Source organism: Bradyrhizobium aeschynomenes, assembly GCF_013178945.1.
In the GTDB taxonomy this organism is placed as follows: Bacteria; Pseudomonadota; Alphaproteobacteria; order Rhizobiales; family Xanthobacteraceae; genus Bradyrhizobium; species Bradyrhizobium aeschynomenes.
This window is the reverse complement of record NZ_JABFDM010000005.1, coordinates 514,902-535,117: the sequence shown is the minus strand read 5'-3', so window position 1 is coordinate 535,117 and position 20,216 is coordinate 514,902. Positions and strand designations below refer to the sequence as shown.

Here is a 20,216-nt window from a genome sequence, read left to right as displayed (position 1 = left end):
AGCGTTCCTCCGTCCCTCTTAAAGCATTCACCCGGCGAACGAAATTGATATTGGCCAATTGTGACGAACGACCGCAAGCAGGCCGGGCAAAACCCGTAAGTTCCGGGAGGTGTATGCATGAAAGGCTGCACCGAATACCGCGGCCTTGAGACAATGCCGGCTGTTTCCGTTCGGTTTCGCGAGATTTCTGCAGCGCAACAGTTACGTGATTCGGCGGCTGCTATCGGCGGCTGGCCGAATCACCCGACATGCGCGCCCCGCGTGCAGCGGCGTCGACGGCGTCCCACGAATCGCGAAGCTCCAGCAGACCGGCCGTGATCCGCTGGAAGTTCTCGCGCATGTGAGGGCGACCGTAGGCCCGCAAGGCGGCGAGGATCAGAGCGTTGTAGGTCGCGAACAGCTGGTCGGCGACCGCCCCGCCGCGATTGGGATCGAGATGCAGACTCAATCCGCGCAGGATGGCAATCGCGCGGGTCAGGTGCCCGTGCCCCTCCTCGAAGCGGCGCGCTTCCTGCGCCTGCAGCGACTTCTGGAGACAGCTCACGGCTCCGTTGAGGAGCATGACGACGGCCCGCAGCGGAGGCACCGCCACGGCGGCGCCGCGATAAGCCTGACTTGCAAATTGGGCCATTGAACTCTGGGTCATCAGTTACTGGAACTCGCGTTGAGGAGAGCTTTGAGGTAGGTCAGCATGTTGTTGGCGCTCTCGATGGCGGCCTGGTATTTCGCATATTGCGCCGTGAGCTGGGTCTGAAACGTCGCCGCCGCACTCTTGATGTCGTTGACCTTCGCCTGCAGCGTCTCGTCGCGGGACGTCAGATTGTCGATCAGCGTCTGCAAGGATCCGGTGCTGGATGAGGCGGTCTTCGCGAGCTGGTAGATCTGGGTGGCAAGCCCCTGCGTCGACGTGACCGTGATCGATTGCGAGGTCGAGCCGGTATAGGTGAAGGCCATGCCGGCGTAGATCGTCCCGGAGTTGCCAACGATGGTGTTGCCGCTGATCGTGAACAACGAGCTGTCGCCGCCGACCGACGCGGCCGACAGATTGCCGGACGAATCCACCGTGAGATCGAGGGTAAAGGATTGCGGCGAGGTTCCGGTATTGACCACGCTGAGCTGGCTCGACGATGTCTTCGTCTGAGCCGACAGCAGAGTCGTCACGCCGCTGAGATTGGTGCTGAGGATCGTCGACAGCGTGCCGGTGTCGAGCTCGAGTTCGTTCTTCTCGTTGAAGGACAGGCCGAGGTCAGCCATCGTCAGGCCGCCGACCGAGGATCCGAGCACGGATTGCAGCGTGTTCATGATGTCGCGCATCGTGCCGTCGCCGAACAGAACCGAGCTGGACGAGGCCGTCCCATCCGAGTTGGTCGTCTGCTGCGCCAGAACGGCATCACGGAATGCGTTGTAGTCGGTGACGAAGGTCTGGAGTGCAGACGAGATCTGGCTCGTGTCCGTGCCGATGGTGATGTTCAGCGAGGCTCCCGACGGGGTCGCCTGCAGAAGGTCGAAAGTGACGCCGCTGAGAACATCGGTGATGTCGTTGGTGTTCCGGGTCAGGCTGATCCCATCGAGCGTGAACTCCGCCGCCTGCGCAGTCTGAAGCACGGTGGCGAAGGCACCCGAGCTGTCGGTCACTCCGAGCTGGTTGAGGATGTCGTCGCCGGACGAGCTGGAATAGGTGATGTCGGCTGCGTCCTGCGTGCCGGTCAGCACGAGCTGGTAGGAATTGCTGGAGACCTGAACGATCGATGCCTCGACATTCGTGGTGGAGGTCTGCGCATTGATGGCGTCGACCATGTCCTGCAAGGACATGCCGCTCGTGATCGTGATGTCGGCCGTGCTGCCGCCGGACAGGCCGAGCGAGAATGTGCCGGAATAGCCGAGCGCCGTGGTTTGGCTGGACTGCGCGGTCCCCGTCACCTTGTGGGCGGTGGCGATCTGGCTGATGGTCAGCGTGTGGCTGCCGGTCGCCGCGCCGTTGCTCACCGACATCGACAGAGCGGATGAGGCGCTGACGTCGCCGGTGGTGCTGATCGTGGCCGCCCGCGTCGCAAAGGCGTTGGTTGCGAGCGAGTTCACCATCGACGTCGCCAGTGACGACAGTCCCGATGAGAGCGTCTTCAGCGCCGTCTGCAGCGTCTCATAGGCGGTGATCTTGGCCTCGTTGGCCGTGATCTTGGTGGAAATCTGGGTCGCCTGGGTGAGCTTGGCATTCACCGCGGACTCGATCAGAGCCGTCCAGTCGATGGTGCTCGTGGTGCTCGTTCCCGACGTCGTGAGCGAACTGCTCGAACTCGTCGATGATGAGGATGACGACGTCGTCGTGCTGCTCGTGCTCGAGGTGGCGCTGCTCACGGTCATTCGTCGACATCCTTTGAACGAGGCGCCGGACCGGCATGACGCCGGTCCGGCAGATCGCGGCTCAGCCCAGCAGCTTCAAGAGGTACTGCGGGATCTGGTTCGCCGCGGCTTCCGCCGACACGGCGGCCTGGGTCTTGACCTGGGCCGACGACAGCTTCGCCTGCTCGGATGCGATATCCACGTCCTTGATCGCCGAATTGGCGGCCTGCAGGTTCTGCGTCTGCGTCGAGATGGAATCGGCGGAGAAGTTGAAGCGCGACTCCTGCGCGCCGATGTCGGCGCGGGCCTTCGATACGGTGTCGATCGCCGTGTCCAGGGCCGTCAGAGCGGCGGTCGCTCCGGTCTGCGTGCTGACGTCGAGGGCGGAGACGCCGAGCGTGCTGGCGGTGAGGTCCGACAGCTTGATGTCGATGGTGTCGGTGGCGGACGAGCCGACCAGCACCGAGACGCCGGCCGAGAAGGTGCTGGTGCCGTCGAGCAGGCTCTGGCCGCTGTAGCGCGTGCCGGTCGCGATCGAGGTGATTTCGCTGATGAGCTGCGAGAATTCCGACTGGATGTAGGTGCGGCTGGTCCCGACCGTGGTGCCCGACGCCGACTCCGAGGCCAGCGACTTCATGCGCGCCAGGATGTCGCTGATGTTGGAGGCGCCGCCATCCGCGGTCTGCAGGATCGATGTGGCCTGCGATGCGTTCGTCGCGGCCTGCTGCAGCGTGGTGATGTCCGAGGAGATGCGGGTGGAGATCGCGAGGCCCGCAGCGTCGTCGGATGCGGACGTGATGCGGGAGCCGCTCGACAGCTTCGAAAGCGAGCTCGTCTCCTGTGCGGAGTTGATGTTCAGGTAGCGGACGGCCGAGTTGGCGGCGACGTTGGTCGAAATTGCGGGCACGGTGAGGACTCCTGGGTGATCGGCAAGACACGCCGCATCGTGGAAGGACTGACGGTGCGGATCGGCCCCGTCTGACCGATCAAACGGAAGCGCCTGCGGGAATCAGGCGGGAATTCTCTTGCGCCGGGAATTTTATGGTTAGCAATCGGTAAAGGCGCCGCGGATGTCGCGCTCATGACGGCGCAGCATCTCGCGCAGTTGCTGCCGTCCACGCTTCAGCAGCGATTCCACTGCGGCGACCGTCGTATCCATCACCTCGGCGATCTCGCCGTTGCTCATGTTCTCATGATAGGAGAAGATCACGGCGATCCGCTGCTGCTCGGGCAGACGCTGCATTGCAGCTTCGAGAATGCTGCTCATCTCGGCACGCTCGATCACGCTTGCCGCATCGGGCTGGCCGTCCGCCACTTCGGGAACGACATCGACATTCTCGGTGCGTGGCTTGCGGCGGAGGTCGATGCAGCGGTTGCTGACGACGCGATACAGCCAGGTCGAGAATTTCGCGCGGCCATGCTGCCAGCGTCCGCGATGGGTCCACACCTTCAACATCGTGTCCTGCACGACATCCTCGGCATCGGCGGCATTGCCGACGATCCGCAGGGCAATGGCGTAGGCGCGGTCGATGTGACGCTCGACGAGGAGACGGAACGCAATTTCGTCGCCGGTCGCAAGGCGATCCAGCAACTCCTTGTCCTCGTCGAACACAGCGGCCTCGCCGCCCGGCGCGCAATCCGGGACGGTGCTGGCCGACTCGCTCCATGGCACCGTCGCACCATCAACTGGTGCCGGCTCCTTCGAAGACATGCCATCGGCCGGGGCCCAGACGTCCAGCGCGTAGCTCATATCCGACTCTCCAACCCGCAATGCCGAAAGCGCAGCTCGCAGACGGCTTCCGATCGTTGAACGCTGCGACCGGAGCAAACAGGCGGAGTATTTTCGTTATTTTTCAAACTCTTAGCTGGAATATTTTGCCGGGAGCCGGGCAAAATCTGCCGCACGAGACTGACGCGCTGGAGGATCATGGAGGACGGGAAGCCGCTGGTCGGCATGGCTGGGATTCATTCCGGAAGACGAATTCAGCAGAAAACGCAGCTGCAACGCTTACTAACACGATCGATGACGCATCCTGCGGGTTCACAAGGCACGTCATTGCGTGGGACTCGAAACTCCCGCAGCGCTCGTCACACCCCGGCAAATTTTTCCGAATCACATCGACGAAATTATCGCATTTTTCGACTCTGTCAGTTGTCACGATGCAGATTCTGACTCTCACGACGATTATTTGCAGCTTTGTGCGCCTGATCTTGCAGGCTCATACGTTGTAGTTGCAGGCAGCAATGAGATTGAAAGCGCTCGACGTGATGCGTCGCGCGCCGAATTTTGCGCGCGCATTGCTGAATGTTTCGGAATGGTATCGCAACGATTCAGCAAGCGATCCTGTCGCGGCGCCGTGCAAGGACGATGGCCCGCGCTGCACGTTACTTTTCAGCCTTTTAGACAGGCGGTTTAGTCGTCGAACGAGGTCATGCATCGTAAGGCATGATCAATCCATGCTCGGGCTGAACGCAGCATCTTGCTGTCCGCCGCAATGTCGATCAGGCTCTCTGCAACATTCGGAAACGAAACGCGCGCGCTCCGTGTCGCACTAATAGATCACACCTTCCGCTTTCAGCGCCGACGACCTTGCGATCGGTGCGCCTGATTGGCTGCCGTGATCCGTTCTACTGTGCAGGAGGACCCGGCATGTCGCGACCAGACCCGAACGCCATTGATAATGATCCGGTGCAAGCCCTGCGGAGGCACGGCGTCAGGCTCGGCAACGAACAGGGACGCCGCCTGAAATGGCTGTCGCGAACGTTCGGCCCTCTCGTTCCCTGGAGCAACCTCCCGTCGCCGCGCGACGGACGCACCGTCGTCGTCATCGACCCGCCGACGGGCGCCGGGGCCGAGCTGCTCTGCCGCACGCTGACGGCTCGTGACGCCGTCGCGATCCCGTTCGGCGAAAATCCCGCATTCGATTTCCTGAAATCGAAGTTGACGGAATTCGGCACGGTGGGGACGTCGACGGACGGTCCGCACGAATTATGGTGGGGCGGCCGCGACTGGCGCCTGCCCTCCCCTGCGCGCGCAGCGGATACGATGCGCATCGTCTCCTGTCATCCCAAGAGCGTGGGCGACCTGCACGTCTATCATCTCAGGAGATCGCTGGAGCGCCTCGGGCTGCCGTTCGAGATCGAGCCGGTCGAGACGCGTCAGCGCGATGTCGTCAGCGCGGCGGAGAAGGCGGATTTCATTCTGCGCATGAGGCGGCGGCATGGTGCTCCGCTGCTCTTCGTGGACGCAGGCGTGATGCTGCAATCCGTCCCGTCGCTGCCGCTCCACGCCGGTTGCGACTTCGCCGTTCACAAGTGGAACGGCTGGGAGATGTCGGCGCGCACGCTCTACTTCGGACGGTCGCAAGCCGCCGAACAGCTGCTGACGATCTGGCGTGAGATCGCGTCGTCCCACCCGGATGTGTGGGACGGCTATCTCATCGATCAGGCCTGGAGCCTGGCTGTGTCGCAGATGCCGCTCGATACGGTCTGGCTGCCGCGCTCGTATCACGCGCTCGCCGGTGAGACTGGAGCGAGAGACGCCGCGATCGTTCATGATCTGAGACCGACCACCGCCGATCTCGGTCCGGATCCGGAGTTTGCCGAGATGGTTCGATCGGCGCGGCGGGCAGGCCGCGCCGGTGCTCGCGATCCCCTGCTCATCGTTCAATCGGACCAGGCCTGCGAACGGGCCATCACCGTGATCCTGCACGACGTCGAAGGCAGCAATGCGCGTGAGACGGCGGCGAGCATTCAGGCGCTGACCAGCGCATTCACCAACGACAATGGCGGCTTCTCCCGTCTCGAGCTTTCACTCTGCTCCTGGCAACGGGACGTGCGGGTCGCCAGGGAGGCCGCGTTTCTCGCCGACAACAGGGTACTCGAGGTCGTACCCGGGCAGCAGCTGCCTCCCGACATGTTCCGCTCACTCACTGCTGGAGACGCCACGCGCCAACCGATCGGCATCGATGGCCGCGGACACTGAGCTCAACAAGGAATCCCCAACCATGCTCGACACGATCATCCTCCTGACCGGCAGCCGCGATCAGCAGCTTGCCCTGACCGAGCTTCTCAAGGCGCATAATCCGGCGCTCGCGTTCCGTTGCGCCGTCACCTTGCAGGACCTGCAGGCGATCGAGCATGACGTGCTCGCCACGGCCCGCCTGCTGGCCTTCACCACCGGCGTGATCGTTCCTGTCGACATCCTTCAGGCGCTCGGCCATGGCGCCTACAATTTTCATCCGGCGCCGCCGGACTATCCGGGCTGGGCGCCCGCTCATTTTGCGATGTACGACGGCGCGACGCGTTTCGGCGCCACGGCCCATGTGATGGAGGCCCGCGTCGACTGCGGGGCGATCATCGGCGTCGAGACGTTCGACATCCCGAACGGCGTGAATGTCCGAGGGCTGGAGCAGATGACGTTCGTGCGGCTGGCCTATCTGTTCTGGCGCATGTCGCGTGATCTCGCCTGCCACTCCGGTCCGCTCCCGGTTCTTCCCATCGAGTGGAGCGGAATCCGGAGCACCCGAAAGATGTATGCCGAGATGTGCAACATGCCCGCCGACATCGGCCCGGCCGAGATGCAGCGCCGCATCCACGCGTTCCACGACAATTTCCGCGGCATTCCGCTCACGGTCACGCTGCACGGCGCGCGGTTTCAGCTGACGCCCGCAGCGCCGGCGGCCGCTCAGCCTGTCATCCTGGACGCGCCTGCGCTAGCGATGGCGTCTTGATCTGACCTAGCGCTTCAGCGGCTCGGTCGCCGTTCGATCGAGCCGCGTTTCCCAGCCGTGACGCTCCAGCTCGGGATCGTCATGCTCCTCTTCCGGCCATCCCACGCAGAGATAGGCGATCAGCGTCCAGTCGGGCTGCAGCTCGAGTTCCCGACAGACCTCGGCAGGATCGACGATCGACACCCAGCCGACGCCGAGACCTTCGGCACGCGCCGCCAGCCAGAACGTCTGGATCGCCGCGACGACGGAGTAGCGCAGCGTTTCCGGCATCGTCGCGCGGCCGAGTCGATGACCGGTCGCGGCGCCTTCGTCGGCGCAGACGGCGAGGTGCACCGGCGCCCGCGCCAGCCCCTCGAGCTTCAGGCTCGCATAGAGCGCGCGCCGCTCGCCATCATAGCCCGCAAGCGCGGCCTGGTTGGCGCGCCGGAAATTCTCGATGATTGCGGCACGCCGGCCGGCGCTCTCGACCAGCACGAAACGCCAGGGCTGACAGAAGCCGACCGACGGCGCATGGGATGCGAGGGACAGCAGCTGTGTGATCAGCTCAGGACTTACGGCATCGCTGCGGAAGCGGCGGACGTCGCGGCGCCAACGCACGAGCTCGGCAAAGCGAGCCTTGAACGCTGCATCGAATTGCGGCGGCTCTCGCTTCGTAGCGCTCATGCGTCTTCCCCGCTCAGGACGTGCAGGAACGATCCCGTCACGGTCGTCCGCCTCGCACCACGCTCGGCGATCGCGCGGCCGGCGGCATCGCGACAGTCGATCAGGGGATCATCAGCTTCGCTCAGGATTGTCGCGTAGTGGAATTCGTGGCCGTAAACGCAGGCGCCCTTCCGGCCGAGGCTGCAGTCTGCCAACAGGGTTGCGCAGCGATAGCCGAGATGCAGGCGTCGCTTGGCGAAGGAGGTCTCGAGCGACAGCAGTCCGGCCATCGCATGCCGCGTGCCCCCGGCATCCTCCAGACCCGTTCCCAGCGTCATGTAGCCACCGCATTCGCCGTGAATGGCCACGCCACGCGCGGCCATCGCGCGCAGGCTGCCGAGGAACGACGACGCCGAAGCCAATCGTCCTGCATGGAGTTCGGGATAGCCGCCCGGCAGCCAGACCGCGTCCGCTGCCGGATCTGGCGCCTCATCGTTCAACGGCGAGAACGGCACGATCTCCGCGCCCTCAGCACGCCATTGCCGCAGCAGATGCGGATAGCTGAACGAGAACGCGGCATCGGATGCGAGGGCGATGCGCTGCCCCGGCGGCCTGATGCCGAATCCGGATGTCGGCGCAGGATGGCCGATCGCACGCACGCGCTGCGCGCATGCGAGCACCGCATCCAGGTCGACCGATGCGGAGACGGACGTCGCGAGACGATCGAGATACGCCTCGATCGCCGCGATTTCCTGCGCCTGGACGAGTCCGAGATGCCGCTCCGGCAGTGACACTTGCTGATCGCGCGGAAGCGCGCCCAGCACCTTGATGCCGACCGTTGCAAAAGCTGGCTCAATCAATGCGCGATGCCGTTCGCTCGCGATCCGATTCAGGATCACCCCGGCGACGGCGATATCGTCGCGAAAGCGCGCGCAACCGAGCGCAACGGCCGCAGCCGTCTCGGTCTGACCGCTGACATCGAGAACGAGCACCACGGGCCAGCCGAGCAAAGCAGCGAGATCCGCAGCCGAGCCGCGCCCCGAACGGCCGGGCTGCGGCGCGCCATCGAACAGGCCCATGACGCCCTCGACGACGGCAATATCGGCGTCGGCAGCGACACCGCCGACGAGCTCCATCAATTGCGGCACGGACATCGCCCAGCCGTCGAGATTGTAGCTCGTCCGTTGTGCCGCAACCGTGTGAAATGCGAGATCGATGTAGTCGGGGCCGCATTTGAACGGCTGCACATGCGTGCCACGCCGGACCAGCGCCCGCAGCAGTCCGAGCGTGACGGTGGTCTTGCCGGCGCCGGAACGCGGCGCTGCAATGATGATCCCCCGAGGCACCGTCGTGGTCATGGCCCGCGCACCGCCGTGTCCCAGGAAAATGTGCTATGCGAGGAGCCATGACGGGAACCACTGGCACTCCGCGCCGACCGCTGAAACGTGGCTGGACCACCGGCAGCTGCGCCACGGCAGCCGCACGCGCGGCCTATGAGCTGCTGATCACCGGCAGCTGTCCGGCCACGGTCGAGATCGCCCTGCCCGGCGGCCGCCGCGTCAGCTTCGCCGTCGCGATGCACGAGACCAGCACGGCGAGCGCGACCGCTGCCGTGGTGAAGGACGCCGGCGACGATCCCGATGTCACACACGGCGCGCTGATCAAGGCAATGGTGCAGCGCGGTGCCGAGAAGACCGGCGTGACGTTCCGCGCGGGCGCGGGTGTCGGCACCGTGACGCGGCCGGGATTGCCGCTGCCGCCGGGAGAGCCCGCGATCAATCCCGTACCTCGCCAGATGATCACGGCCGCGATCGACGAAGCCGCCACAGCGCTCCGCGCGAACGGCGATGTCGTCGTGGAGATCTCCATTCCCGGCGGTGAGGAACTGGCCAGGAAGACACTGAACCCGCGGCTCGGCATCATCGGCGGCCTGTCGATTCTCGGCACCACCGGGATCGTGGTGCCGTTCAGCTGCGCCGCCTGGATCCACTCGATCTATCGCGGCATCGACGTCGCACGCGCGGCCGGCCTGCCGCATATCGCCGGCGCGACGGGAAGCACCTCCGAGAAGGCCGTGCAGCAGCTCTACGGCCTGCCGGAGGCTGGACTGATCGACATGGGAGACTTCGCGGGCGGCATGCTGAAATATCTGCGCCGGCATCCGGTGCCGCGCATCACCGTGGCCGGCGGCTTCGCCAAGATGACCAAGCTCGGCCAGGGCCTGCTCGACCTGCATTCGCGCGCCGGTGAGGTCGATCTCGGCTGGCTCGCGGACACGCTGCGCGATGCGGAGGCGCCGGACGCGCTGGTCGCACTTGCGCGTGGCGCCAACACCGCGCTGCAGGTGCTGCAGGAGGCCGAGCGGATCGGATTCCCGGCGGGCGAGATCGTCGCGCGGGCCGCCTGGCAGACGGCCCGCCGCGCCCTCGGCGACAATGACATCGCGCTCGATGTCGCCGTGTTCGACCGCGACGGACGGCTGGTCGGGCAGAGCAGCGGACCGGCTCATTCGCCCCTCCCGCGGAAGCGCCGCTGATAGTCGGCGTCGTAAAGTGCGCTGTTGCGAAAATCCTCCGAGCCGAGCGCGCGGCCAACCAGAATCAACGCAGTGCGCTCCATGGCCGCGCTCGCGACCTGGCCGACGATCGACGCCAGCGTGCCGGTCACGATACGCTGCTCCGGCCAGCTCGCGCGATAGACGATCGCGACGGGGCAATCCTCGCCGTAATGCGGACGCAGCTCGTCGACGACCTTGTCGAGCACATGGATCGACAGATGGATGGCGAGCGTGGCGCGCGATTGCGCGAACAGCGACAGCTGCTCCGTCTCCGGCATTGCGGAAGCGCGGCCGGACGTGCGTGTCAGCACGACCGATTGTGCGAGACCCGGAAGCGTGAGCTCACGCTCCAACGCGGCCGCGGCCGCAGAGAACGACGGCACCCCCGGCGTGACCGTGTAGGGAATCTTCAACGCATCGAGCCGCCGCAACTGCTCGCCGAGCGCGCTCCAGATCGAGAGATCGCCGGAGTGCAGCCGCGCCACGTCTTCGCCAGCGGCCGTGGCCTGAGCCATCTCGGCTATGATCTCGTCGAGCGCCAGCGGCGCGGTGTCGATGATGCGGGCGCCTGGCGGGCAATGCGCGAGGAGGGCTGCCGGAACCAGCGAGCCGGCATAGAGACAGACGGGACAGCGCGCGATCAGGTCGCGACCGCGCACGGTGATCAGATCGGGCGCGCCGGGCCCGGCGCCGATGAAATGCACCGTCATGTTGCCGGCTCCACCGGGCCATCGCCTTGCGCAATTGCACAAGTCGCGCAGGCGTTGGCCAGCCTCGGCAGAATGAGGCGCGCATTACGGCCGGCCGCCGCCAGCGCTGCGGTCTCGGCCACGGACGGAACACCCTTGAGGCGCTGCACGAGATCGCTTCGGGTGACGGCGAGCTCAGCGACGGCCGCGAGGTCTGCGATGCCGATGCCCCGTAGCGGCCGCCGCAGCCGCATCGCTGCTTCGATCACGCCGGACTCGTCCCTCTTGTCCGCCGCCGTCGCGACCACGGCAATATCACCGGGGGCCAGACCCGCAGCAGCCAAGGCCTGCGCGACGACCGCATCGACGTCGTCGGCGCTGACGTTGCGACGGCAACCGATCCCGAGCGCGATCATGGCTTGGTGACTCGCCATTGCGTCACGGGCATCGCCTGCCGCCAGCCATGCATGCGGCCGACCGGCTCTATTCGCGACACCGCGACGCGGATGAGCTCACCGCCATGCTTGCCGAATAGATCCGACAGCCGGCCCTCGCCTTCGAGCGAAATGACATTGGCGACGAGGCGGCCGCCAGATCTCAACTTCGACCAGACCGCCTCGAACACACCCGGCTCCGAAATGCCGCCGCCGATGAACACCGCGTCCGGAGGCTCGATATCGGCGAGCACCGCCGGCGCGCGCCCGATGACGACTTTCAGATCGGGAGCACCGAGCGCAAGCGCGTTGCGCATGGCGCGGTCGCCGCGATCCTGCCGCGCCTCGATGCCGACCGCGCGCAGCGCGCCGTGGCGCAGCAGCCATTCGATCGCAACGGAGCCCGACCCCAAACCGACGTCCCAGAGCAATTCGCCTGGTCGCGGCGCAAGCGCGGCCAAGGTGACTGCACGGACGTCGCGCTTGGTGATCTGACCGTCATGCTCGAACATATCGTCGGCAAGGCCCGACGTCAGCGGGATCACCCGCGCATCAGAACCGGCTTCGACCTCGATGGCAAGCGTGGTCAGCGGATGGATGTCCGACAGATCGAACTCATCCGCCGTCACGCCGCGCACCCGCTCCTGCGGTCCTCCGATCGCCTCCAGAACCGTCAAGCGCGAGCGCCCCATGCGCCGGGACGTCAACAATGCAGCAAGCTTTTCGGCGGTCGACCCGTCCCAGGCCAGCGCCAGGATGCGAGCTCCCGGCGTGAGATGGCGGATGATGCCTTCGAGGGCGCGGCCATGCAGCGTGACCTGGGCCACCTCCTGGAGCGGCCAGCCGAGTCGCGCAGCTGCAAGGCTGAACGCCGAGGGCTGCGGGACGCACAGCATCTCGTTCGCATCGAAGCGCTGCATCAGCTGCTTGCCGACGCCGTAGTTGAAGGGATCGCCGCTCGCCAGCACGGCGACCGGCGTTCCCCGGCGCACCGCGATCTGCTCGAACGCCAGTTGCAGCGGGCTCGGCCAAGCCAGCCGCTCGCCTCTCACAAGCTGGGCCGCGAGATCCAGATGACGCACGCCGCCGACCACCAATTCCGCCTGCGCGATGAGACGCCGCGCGGGCTCCGAAAGACCCTCCACACCGTCCTCGCCGATGCCGACGATGGACAGCCAGCGTGCCACGTTGCAAGTTGCGCCCGGATTCACCATGGACCCTGCCCCGCATGCGCATCCTCATTCTCGGCGGGACGACCGAGGCCTCGGAGCTGGCGCGGCTGCTGGCCGACGACAGCCGGTTCGAGGCGACGCTGTCGCTCGCCGGCCGCACCATCTCGCCCAAGCCGCAGCCGCTGCCGACGCGCATCGGCGGCTTCGGTGGCATTGTCGGACTGCAAGCGTGGTTGCGCGATCATGCTGTCGAAGCGGTGATCGATGCGACCCATCCCTATGCCGACCAGATCTCCCGGCATGCGGTCGCGGCCTGCCATGCGCTCTCGCTGCCGCTGGCATCGATCCTGCGCCCAGCGTGGCAGCGCCAAGAAGACGATCGCTGGATCGAGGCCGAGAGTGCGGACGCCGCCGCTCGCGCACTCGGGGCCACTGCTGCGCGCGTGTTCCTCAGCCTGGGCCGGCTGGAGCTGGCGGCGTTTGCCGCAGCTCCGCAACACCACTACGTCGCCCGCACGATCGATCCGCCCGGTGACATCCAGCTGCCGCCTGACATCCGCTTCGTCTACGATCGCGGACCGTTCGACGATGCGAAAGAGCATGACTTTCTCACGCGTGAGCGCATTGCCTTCCTCGTCTCGAAGAACTCCGGCGGAGCCGCGACCTATCCGAAGATCGCGGCAGCACGGCGGCTCGATCTTCCCGTGGTGATGATCGCGCGGCCCGACAAGCCGCGTGGCGTGGCGCTGGACAGCGCAGGGGCCGCCCTGCTCTGGCTGGAGACCGCGCTTGCTCATGCGCCGCCCTCGACTTCTCGGCGCAGCGTGTAGACGAACGGCGCCTTGCCCTCCCGCTCAATCAGGCGCGTTGCGGTCGATCCGATCAGGACCAGCGTGCGCATGTCGGCGTTGTCGGGATCGACGTCGCCCAGCGTCGTGATGATCTGCCTGACGTCGCCGCTGCCCGCGGCGCGCACCATCACGACCACGGTCGACGATGGCTTGATCTGCCGCAGCAGCGCAAAGGCGTCGCCGAGCTGATGCGGCCGCGCCCTGGAGAGCGGGTTGTACAGCGCGATGACGAAGTCGGCCGCAGCCGCAGCCTCCAGCCGGCGCCTGATGGTGGCCCAGCTCTTGAGATTGTCGGACAGCGAGATCGCGCAGAAATCGCCGCCCAGCGGCGCCCCGACCTCGGCTGCAGCAGCCAGCATCGCGGTGACGCCGGGCTCGACGCGGATGTCCAGATCGCGCCACGCCGACGGGCCCGCCTCGACCGCCTCGAACACGGCGGCGGCCATCGCGAACACGCCGGGATCGCCGCCTGAGACCACGGCGACCTGCTTGCCGGCGCAGGCAAGTGCCAGCGCGTGACGCGCGCGGTCGAGCTCGACGCGATTGTCGCTGGCGTGGCGGGTCTGTCCTGCGCGAAGCGTCGTCACCCTGTCGAGATAAGGTCCGTAGCCGATCAGATCGGTTGCGTCCGCGATCGCCGCCGACGCCGCCGGCGTGATCAACTCGGGACGCCCGGGGCCGACACCGACGATGGTCAGCGTGCCCGTCACAGCCGACGCCCCTGTCCGGGGATCAGGATCATCGAGAAATACGGGCCGCGATCCGACACCACTTCGGCCAGCGGCGAGACGCGCTGCGCCTCCATGGTGCCACGCTCGACGTAGATGGCGCGATCGAGCAGCCCGGCCTGAGTGATGGCGCGCTTCACCTTGGCGAGATTGCGCCCGACCTTCATGATGACGGCGGCCTCGCAGCGGGTCAGCCGGTCATGCAGAATGTCCTCCGCCAGGGTGCCCGGTAGGACCGAGAGCACGTCGTCGCCCCAGGTGATCGGAGCATTGGCCTTGGTCCAGCATCCGGACATGCCGGTCACGCCGGGAACCACCTCGACCGGGTGATCCTGTTCGAGCCGTCGCCACATGTGCATGAAGGAGCCGTAGAAGAAGGGATCGCCTTCTGACAACAGGCCGACCGATCGGCCCGCGGCAAGATGGGCCGCGATGCTGTCGGCTGCGCGATGATAGAAATCGCCGATCTGCGCCTGATAGGACGGATCACCGACAGGCACCTCCTCGGTGACGGGATATTCCAGCCGTAGCTCGTGGCGGCGCGGGTCCATCAATGGCGCCACGATTCGCCGGGCATTGCCCTCGATGCCGCGCTTGGCAAAGAACGCCACGACATCGACGGATCTGACGAGGCCGGCCGCGCGCAGCGTGAGATAGCGTACGTCGCCCGGGCCGACGCCGATGCCGTAGAGCGTGCCCGGATCTGCCGAGCCTGCGATGGTGTCGAGCAGACTCATTCGACGTCACTCGCAACGGCATTGACGGCCGCAACGGCCATCGCGCTGCCACCCTTGCGGCCCTTCACGATGAGATACGGCACGCGGCCGTCGGCCGCGAGCGCCTCCTTGGACTCACGCGCCCCGACGAAGCCGACCGCCGTTCCGATCACGGCTGCCGGCCGCGGCGCGCCCTGATCGAGCATGTCGAGCAGATGAAACAGCGAGGTCGGCGCATTGCCGATCGCCACCAGCGCACCGCCGAGATGCGGTCGCCACAGCTCCAACGCCGCCGCTGAGCGCGTCGTGCCGAGCTGCGCCGCCAAAGCCGGAACTTTCACGTCGTCGAGCGTGCAGATGATCTCATTCCCGGCGGGCAATCGCGCTCGCGTGATGCCTTGCGCCACCATCTTGGCATCGCACAGGATCGGTGCGCCGCGATCGAGCGCGGCCCGCGCTGCAGCGGCGAACTGATCGGACATCTCGATGTCGGAGGTGATCTCGACCATGCCGCAGGCGTGGATGATGCGCACCGCGATCTTCTCTTCGAGTCCATGGAAGCGCGAGAGGTCGGCCTCGGCGCGGATGGTCGCGAACGAGCGCCGATAGATCTCCGCGCCATCCTTGATGTAGTCGCGCAGATCAGACATCGGCCTTCTCTCTTGCTTCGAACAGCCCAGCGCCGGCCATGTCGAGATCGGCCGGATCGAGGCTGCCGGACGGCTCGCTCTTCACCGTTCCGTTGCGGACGATGCGATAACGTCGACCATCACCGATCAGCACGAGGTCGGCAGCAGCCGAGCGCGCGCAGCCCTTAGCACAGCCCGAGACATGCAAGGTGCCTGCGAAGCGCGCGCGAGCCATCGCGCCGGCCAGCAAGCGGGCGTGCACGCGCACAGCCAGCGATGTCGACGGGCAGCCGCCGGCGCCGGAGCAGGCATCGATGCGCATCAGCGGATCGGCGTCGTCGACGATCAGGCCCAACCGGGCTGCTCCTGCAACGAGCGGCTCGGCATGGCCGTGGTCCGCAGCGACATAGAGCGTGCGCCAGGGTGACAGCCGGACCTCGGAGACCGCATAGGTCTCCAGGAGTGCCGCGAGCCGCACCAGCATGTCGCTGTCGACACGGCCGAACGGAGCGCCGAAGCCGACTGCGCAGGCCTGCTCGGTCAAGGCGAAGGCGCCGCGTCGTTGCTGCGGCTCCGCGGCTGCCGAGACCATCGCGATCGCATCCAATGCATCGAGACCCGGTCCGGCGCGCAGAGCGGCGATTGCCTCGGGCGGCAACGCGGCGGCACGGCGCGTGGGGCTATGCTGCAACATACTTCGCGCGAGCTGCATCGCGACGGCAGCAGCATCGGCGACGGCGGTCGTGCCGAGCCAGACGACGCCGTCGCGACCGGCAACGCCGACGGCGACGCAAGCCTGATCACGTTGGACACAGGCGACCAGACGAATGTCGGCGGCGAGATCCGCAAGCGTCAGCACGCCGCCGCCGTCGAGCGCAAAGCCGAACTTGGCCGGCAGCGCATGCAGCGATCGATCGGCCGCGAGCAGCGTCTCCAACGTCGCGGCGATGGGACGCATGTCGAGGAGCTCGGCCGGGTCGAGGCCCGCCAGCGGGGTGATAACGATGTTGCGGATCGCCTCCTGCTCGGCGCTGTCGTCGAGCAGCGCGAGCGAGGCCATCAGCTCCCACAGCGGCGCCAGCCCTTCGGCGGCCACACCTCGGATCTGAAGATTGGCGCGGCGGGTGAGATCGATCTGGCCGCTGCCGAAGCGCTGCGCGGCCTCGGCAAGGTCGCGCAAGGCTGCAACCTGCAATGCACCGCCATGTGGCCGGACGCGCACGATCAGCCCGTCGCCGCTCGGCATCGGCCGGCGCGCGCCGGGACACCAGCCCTTGATGTCGACCGCGGCCGTCACGACGCCCTCTCCGTTTGCGCCAGACGGCGGCGGGCAAGTGCAAGCTCGTCCGCGACGGCATTCCGGCGCGGCACCCACAGCTGCCGGCGCAGCGCATCCTCGAATCGCGACGTCATCGCCGCAACAGCCGCCGGATTGCGTGCGACCATGGCGTCCAACACTGCCTCGTCACGCAGCAGCGCCCCATGCGCCAGATCAAACAGGTGCTCGGCAACCGTGTCCGACGTGGCGGCAAAGGCATACAGCGCGTCGACGGCTTGCGCGATCTCGGCGACGCCGCGATGGCCATGGCCGAGCATTCCCGCGATCCAGCGCGGATTGGCGAGGCGGCCGCGCACCACGCGCGCAATCTCCTCGCTGAAAGTCCGTGCCTTTGGCGCTTCGGGACGGCTGGTGTCGAGATGCAGCAGCGCGGGCGACGCGCCGAGCGACGCGGCAGCAGCCGCGAAGCCTCCGGCAAAGTCGGCAACCTCCTCGCCATCGAGCAGATCGCGCTCGCGATCGTCCTGCGGATGCACCAGCGCATCGGCGCTGCGCACGCGCGCGCGGAACGTGTCGGAGGCCGCGACGCCGTCATGCGCTCCCCCGAAGCTGAAACCGGTGCTGTCGAGATAGGCTTCGCCGAGCTGCGACCGGCTCTCCCAGTTCATCCCCAACGCCAGGTCGGCGGCAACGGCGCCGTAGCTGCCCGGCGCGCCGCCGAACACGCGCGCGAGACTCTCGCCGCGGCGCCGCGCCGCAGCCAGCGGATTGTCGGCATCGTCCTCGTCGAGCGATGCCACCTTCTGCACGGCGAGATCGAACAGCGCAATCTGCGCCTCGAACAGGTCGCGAAACAGCCCCGAGATCCGCAGCGTCGCATCGATGCGGGGACGGTCGAGCATCGCCAGCGGCAGCACGTCGACGCCCGTCACGCGGTTCGAATTGAGATCCCAGCGCGGCCGCACGCCGAGATAGGCGAGCGCTTGAGCCAGATCGTCACCGCCCGTGCGCAGCGAAGCGGAGGCCCAGAGATCGAGCATCAGCGACCGCGGATAGTCGCCATGGTCCTGCAAATAGCGCCGGATCACCTCGTCGGCCGCGCGGACGCCGACCAGCGCGGCCGTGCGGGTCGGGATGGCGCGCGGATCAATCGCGGTCAGATTGCGCCCGGTCGGCAGCACGTCGAGGCGGCCACGGCTCGGCGCACCGGCGGGACCAGCGGCCACGCGGCGGCCGTCGAGCGCCGCGAGCAGCGCGCTGCCTTCGGCCGCAGCGCTCTCGGCGATGCGGGCCTCGACGGCCGTCCGATCGACGGTGCCACCCGCCAGCTCCGCCGCTGCCGTGATCGCATCGGCGAGGAGACTGGTCGCTGCGACGTCGGGCGCCTGGCCGAACACGTGCAGGCGGTCACGCACCGCGAGCTCCTTGATGTCGCACAATTGGGCGTCGAGCTGCGCGATCGCCTCGCGGTTGCTCATCGTGCGCTCGAGGCCGCAATCGGCGGCAAGCCCGCTCTGCCAGGCCCGGGCGATGATTTCGTCCTCCAGGAGCGTCAGGCGTCGTTTGTCGAGACCGTCGGCCTCGGCATATTCCTCGACCAGCCCCTCCAGCTCCAGCAACGGTCCATGCAGACCGGCCTGCGACAATGGCGGCGTCAGATGCCCGAGCGTCACGGCGGACAACCGCCGCTTGGCCTGCATCGCCTCGCCGGGATTGTTGACGATGAAGGGATAGATCATCGGCAGCGGGCCGAGCACGGCTTCCGGCCAACAATTGCTCGACAGCGCCAGCGCCTTGCCCGGCAACCATTCCAGCGTGCCGTGCGCGCCGAGATGGATTAGCGCGTCGATCTTTTCGACATCGCGCAAATGGGCATAGAGCGCAACATAGGCATGCCGCGGCGGCACGCTGGTGTCGTGGTAGCCGGACTTGCGATCGGCGCGGCTGCCGCGATCCGGTTGCAGCAGAATCGCGAGCTTGCCCGCGCGCAGCACCTGAAAGCGAAACGCGCCATCGCGAAACGCCGGGTCGGCTTCCGCCTCGCCCCAATTGTCATGCAGGGCGCGCTGCAGATCGGGCGGCAACAGCGCGAGAGCGCGCCGATGGTCCGCAAGCGGCACGACGAGCTCATCCGCCTCGTCGCGCAGCAGCGCTTCAACCTGTCGCGACGCCGGGAGCTGACCACCGACATCGTATCCGGCCTCCGCCAACGTCAGGGTGATCGCCGCGGCGCTCTCGCTGGTGTCGAGTCCGACCGCATAGCCGCGGCGCCCGCCGCGGGCCGGATAATCCGATAGCACGAGCGCGATGCGGCGCTCCTGCGCGGGCAGCGAGCGCAACCGCGCCCATCGCGCGGCGAGCTGCGCGACATAGCATATGCGATCCGCCCGCGGAACGTAGCGTACGGTGCCGAATTGCAGGCGGTCGTCCGCCGGCATCTCGCCCTTGAAGGCGATCGGGCGCGCCAGCAGTCGACCGTCGAGCTCCGGCAGCACGACGTTCATCGCAAGATCCGTCGGCGACAATCCGCGACCGGACGAGGCCCAGCTCGCTTCCGTGCTCTGCGCCTGGATGATCTGCAGGACTGGCGCGTCTGCGACATCCAGCACCGTCGAGCCGTCATCGCGCAGCGCCGAGAACGCGGTCGCGTTCAGGATGATCGCGGGACGCCGCGTCACGATCAGTTGCTCCAGCGCAGCCGCGATGCTGGGATCCTTCAGGCTGGTGACCGCGACCGCCAATGCGGCGAGCCCTTCGCGTTCGATCCCCCGCATCAGTTCGGCGATCCCCGCCGTGTCGGCGGCCAGCAGACTGGCGCGATAGAACACGGTCAGCGCGGTCGGCCGCGTATCACCGTGACGGAAGAGTTCCTCGATGGCGACGGCGCCGCGATCCGGCACGAAGCCCACGATCGAGCCGATCGCAACCGGCGCGGCAAAATCCGTGCGACGGCCGAGAAGCGCAGCGAGGTAACGCAGCGCCTCCCGCGCATTCCCGACCCCGCCTTCGTGCAGATAGCCATAGAGCCGCGACGTGGCGTCGTGCGGCAGCGTCGAGAGCGCGTCGAGCCGATCGTCGGCGCGATCATCGCCCGGCAGCGCCGCGAACGCGATGTTGCGGCTGCGGCACACCGCGGCAATGCGCTCCATCCCGTAGCGCCAATAGTCGAGCCCGCCGAGACAGCGCACGACCACCGCGCGTGCGCCAAGCACGACGCGGTCGATGTAGAGGTCGACTGACATCGGGTGCTTCAGTCGTTTCAGGCTCGCGAGGCGCAGGCCGGGCAGCTCGTCCGACGCCCCCGTCCAAGCCTCGGCCAGGGCTGACAGGTCGCTGTCGGAGAACGACAACACGACGATCTCGGCGGGCGACTGCGCGAGATCCACGGCCTGTTCGAGGTCGTCGAGATCAGCGCCCGATGTCGCCAGGAGATGCATGTCCCTCGC

The 20,216-nt window shown here is 66.9% G+C and carries 18 protein-coding genes; 4 read left to right on the top strand and 14 right to left on the bottom strand.

The features are described 5' to 3' along the window. Window positions 1–220 precede the first annotated feature (220 nt). The 4 genes from HL666_RS18110 to HL666_RS18095 form a co-directional block, all read right to left on the bottom strand. Window positions 221–646 carry a flagellar export chaperone FliS gene (locus HL666_RS18110; RefSeq protein ID WP_172114876.1) on the bottom strand — a complete coding sequence of 142 codons (426 nt, stop codon included), beginning with the start codon at window positions 644–646 and terminating at the stop codon, window positions 221–223. Next, window positions 646–2,361, bottom strand: coding sequence for a flagellar filament capping protein FliD (fliD, locus tag HL666_RS18105; RefSeq protein WP_172182768.1), 1,716 nt, complete (start codon window positions 2,359–2,361; stop codon window positions 646–648). Before fliD ends, HL666_RS18110 begins: the two co-directional genes overlap by 1 nt. 61 nt (window positions 2,362–2,422) lie before the next feature. Further along, a complete protein-coding gene (locus tag HL666_RS18100; RefSeq protein WP_172114872.1) occupies window positions 2,423–3,247 on the bottom strand; it encodes a flagellin in 825 nt (274 codons plus the stop codon). Window positions 3,248–3,385: 138 nt separating this feature from the next. Then, window positions 3,386–4,090, bottom strand: a complete 705-nt coding sequence (locus HL666_RS18095; protein WP_172182766.1) for an RNA polymerase sigma factor — start codon at window positions 4,088–4,090, stop codon at window positions 3,386–3,388. Window positions 4,091–4,990: 900 nt separating this feature from the next. Here HL666_RS18095 and HL666_RS18090 point away from each other — a divergent pair. Beyond that, window positions 4,991–6,325, top strand: coding sequence for a hypothetical protein (locus HL666_RS18090; protein WP_172182764.1), 1,335 nt, complete (start codon window positions 4,991–4,993; stop codon window positions 6,323–6,325). Between the two features lie 22 nt (window positions 6,326–6,347). Next, the gene (locus tag HL666_RS18085; RefSeq protein ID WP_172182762.1) at window positions 6,348–7,073 is read left to right on the top strand and encodes a formyltransferase family protein; all 726 of its coding nucleotides are present in this window, start codon (window positions 6,348–6,350) and stop codon (window positions 7,071–7,073) included. A 6-nt stretch (window positions 7,074–7,079) separates the two neighbouring features. On the opposite strand, the gene bluB is transcribed toward HL666_RS18085, so the two are convergent. After that, window positions 7,080–7,736 carry a 5,6-dimethylbenzimidazole synthase gene (gene bluB, locus HL666_RS18080; RefSeq protein WP_172182760.1) on the bottom strand — a complete coding sequence of 219 codons (657 nt, stop codon included), beginning with the start codon at window positions 7,734–7,736 and terminating at the stop codon, window positions 7,080–7,082. Then, a complete protein-coding gene (locus tag HL666_RS18075; RefSeq protein ID WP_172182758.1) occupies window positions 7,733–9,073 on the bottom strand; it encodes a cobyrinic acid a,c-diamide synthase CobB in 1,341 nt (446 codons plus the stop codon). Before HL666_RS18075 ends, bluB begins: the two co-directional genes overlap by 4 nt. Before the next feature lie 35 nt (window positions 9,074–9,108). Between HL666_RS18075 and HL666_RS18070 the strand changes: the two genes are divergently transcribed. Continuing rightward, entirely contained in the window at window positions 9,109–10,251 is a 1,143-nt protein-coding gene (locus tag HL666_RS18070) for a cobalt-precorrin-5B (C(1))-methyltransferase (protein WP_172182756.1), read from the top strand. Here the strand turns inward: HL666_RS18070 and cobM are convergent. From cobM to cbiE, 3 genes are read right to left on the bottom strand one after another with little or no spacing between them, the layout of a single operon-like run. Then, window positions 10,221–10,982 carry a precorrin-4 C(11)-methyltransferase gene (gene cobM, locus HL666_RS18065; protein WP_172114860.1) on the bottom strand — a complete coding sequence of 254 codons (762 nt, stop codon included), beginning with the start codon at window positions 10,980–10,982 and terminating at the stop codon, window positions 10,221–10,223. The genes HL666_RS18070 and cobM overlap by 31 nt on opposite strands. After that, window positions 10,979–11,377 (bottom strand): cobalamin biosynthesis protein, encoded by a 399-nt coding sequence (locus tag HL666_RS18060; RefSeq protein WP_172114858.1) that lies wholly within the window; start codon window positions 11,375–11,377, stop codon window positions 10,979–10,981. Before HL666_RS18060 ends, cobM begins: the two co-directional genes overlap by 4 nt. Further along, window positions 11,374–12,609, bottom strand: a complete 1,236-nt coding sequence (gene cbiE / locus HL666_RS18055) for a precorrin-6y C5,15-methyltransferase (decarboxylating) subunit CbiE (protein WP_172182754.1) — start codon at window positions 12,607–12,609, stop codon at window positions 11,374–11,376. Before cbiE ends, HL666_RS18060 begins: the two co-directional genes overlap by 4 nt. A gap of 14 nt (window positions 12,610–12,623) precedes the next feature. Here cbiE and HL666_RS18050 point away from each other — a divergent pair, with 14 nt between their 5' ends. After that, window positions 12,624–13,397: a cobalt-precorrin-6A reductase gene (locus HL666_RS18050; protein ID WP_172182752.1), complete on the top strand. Its 774-nt coding sequence runs from the start codon at window positions 12,624–12,626 to the stop codon at window positions 13,395–13,397. Here HL666_RS18050 and cobJ read toward each other — a convergent pair. From cobJ to cobN, 5 genes are read right to left on the bottom strand one after another with little or no spacing between them, the layout of a single operon-like run. Continuing rightward, window positions 13,361–14,128: a precorrin-3B C(17)-methyltransferase gene (cobJ, locus tag HL666_RS18045; RefSeq protein WP_172182750.1), complete on the bottom strand. Its 768-nt coding sequence runs from the start codon at window positions 14,126–14,128 to the stop codon at window positions 13,361–13,363. The two genes, HL666_RS18050 and cobJ, sit on opposite strands and share 37 nt — an antisense overlap. Continuing rightward, entirely contained in the window at window positions 14,125–14,883 is a 759-nt protein-coding gene (locus HL666_RS18040) for a precorrin-2 C(20)-methyltransferase (RefSeq protein ID WP_172134647.1), read from the bottom strand. Before HL666_RS18040 ends, cobJ begins: the two co-directional genes overlap by 4 nt. Beyond that, window positions 14,880–15,512, bottom strand: a complete 633-nt coding sequence (locus tag HL666_RS18035) for a precorrin-8X methylmutase (RefSeq protein WP_172114846.1) — start codon at window positions 15,510–15,512, stop codon at window positions 14,880–14,882. The genes HL666_RS18040 and HL666_RS18035 overlap by 4 nt, the downstream gene beginning before the upstream one ends. Next, window positions 15,505–16,788, bottom strand: coding sequence for a precorrin-3B synthase (gene cobG / locus HL666_RS18030; RefSeq protein WP_172182748.1), 1,284 nt, complete (start codon window positions 16,786–16,788; stop codon window positions 15,505–15,507). The genes HL666_RS18035 and cobG overlap by 8 nt, the downstream gene beginning before the upstream one ends. Further along, entirely contained in the window at window positions 16,785–20,207 is a 3,423-nt protein-coding gene (gene cobN, locus HL666_RS18025; protein ID WP_172182746.1) for a cobaltochelatase subunit CobN, read from the bottom strand. Before cobN ends, cobG begins: the two co-directional genes overlap by 4 nt. Between the last annotated feature and the right edge of the window lie 9 nt (window positions 20,208–20,216).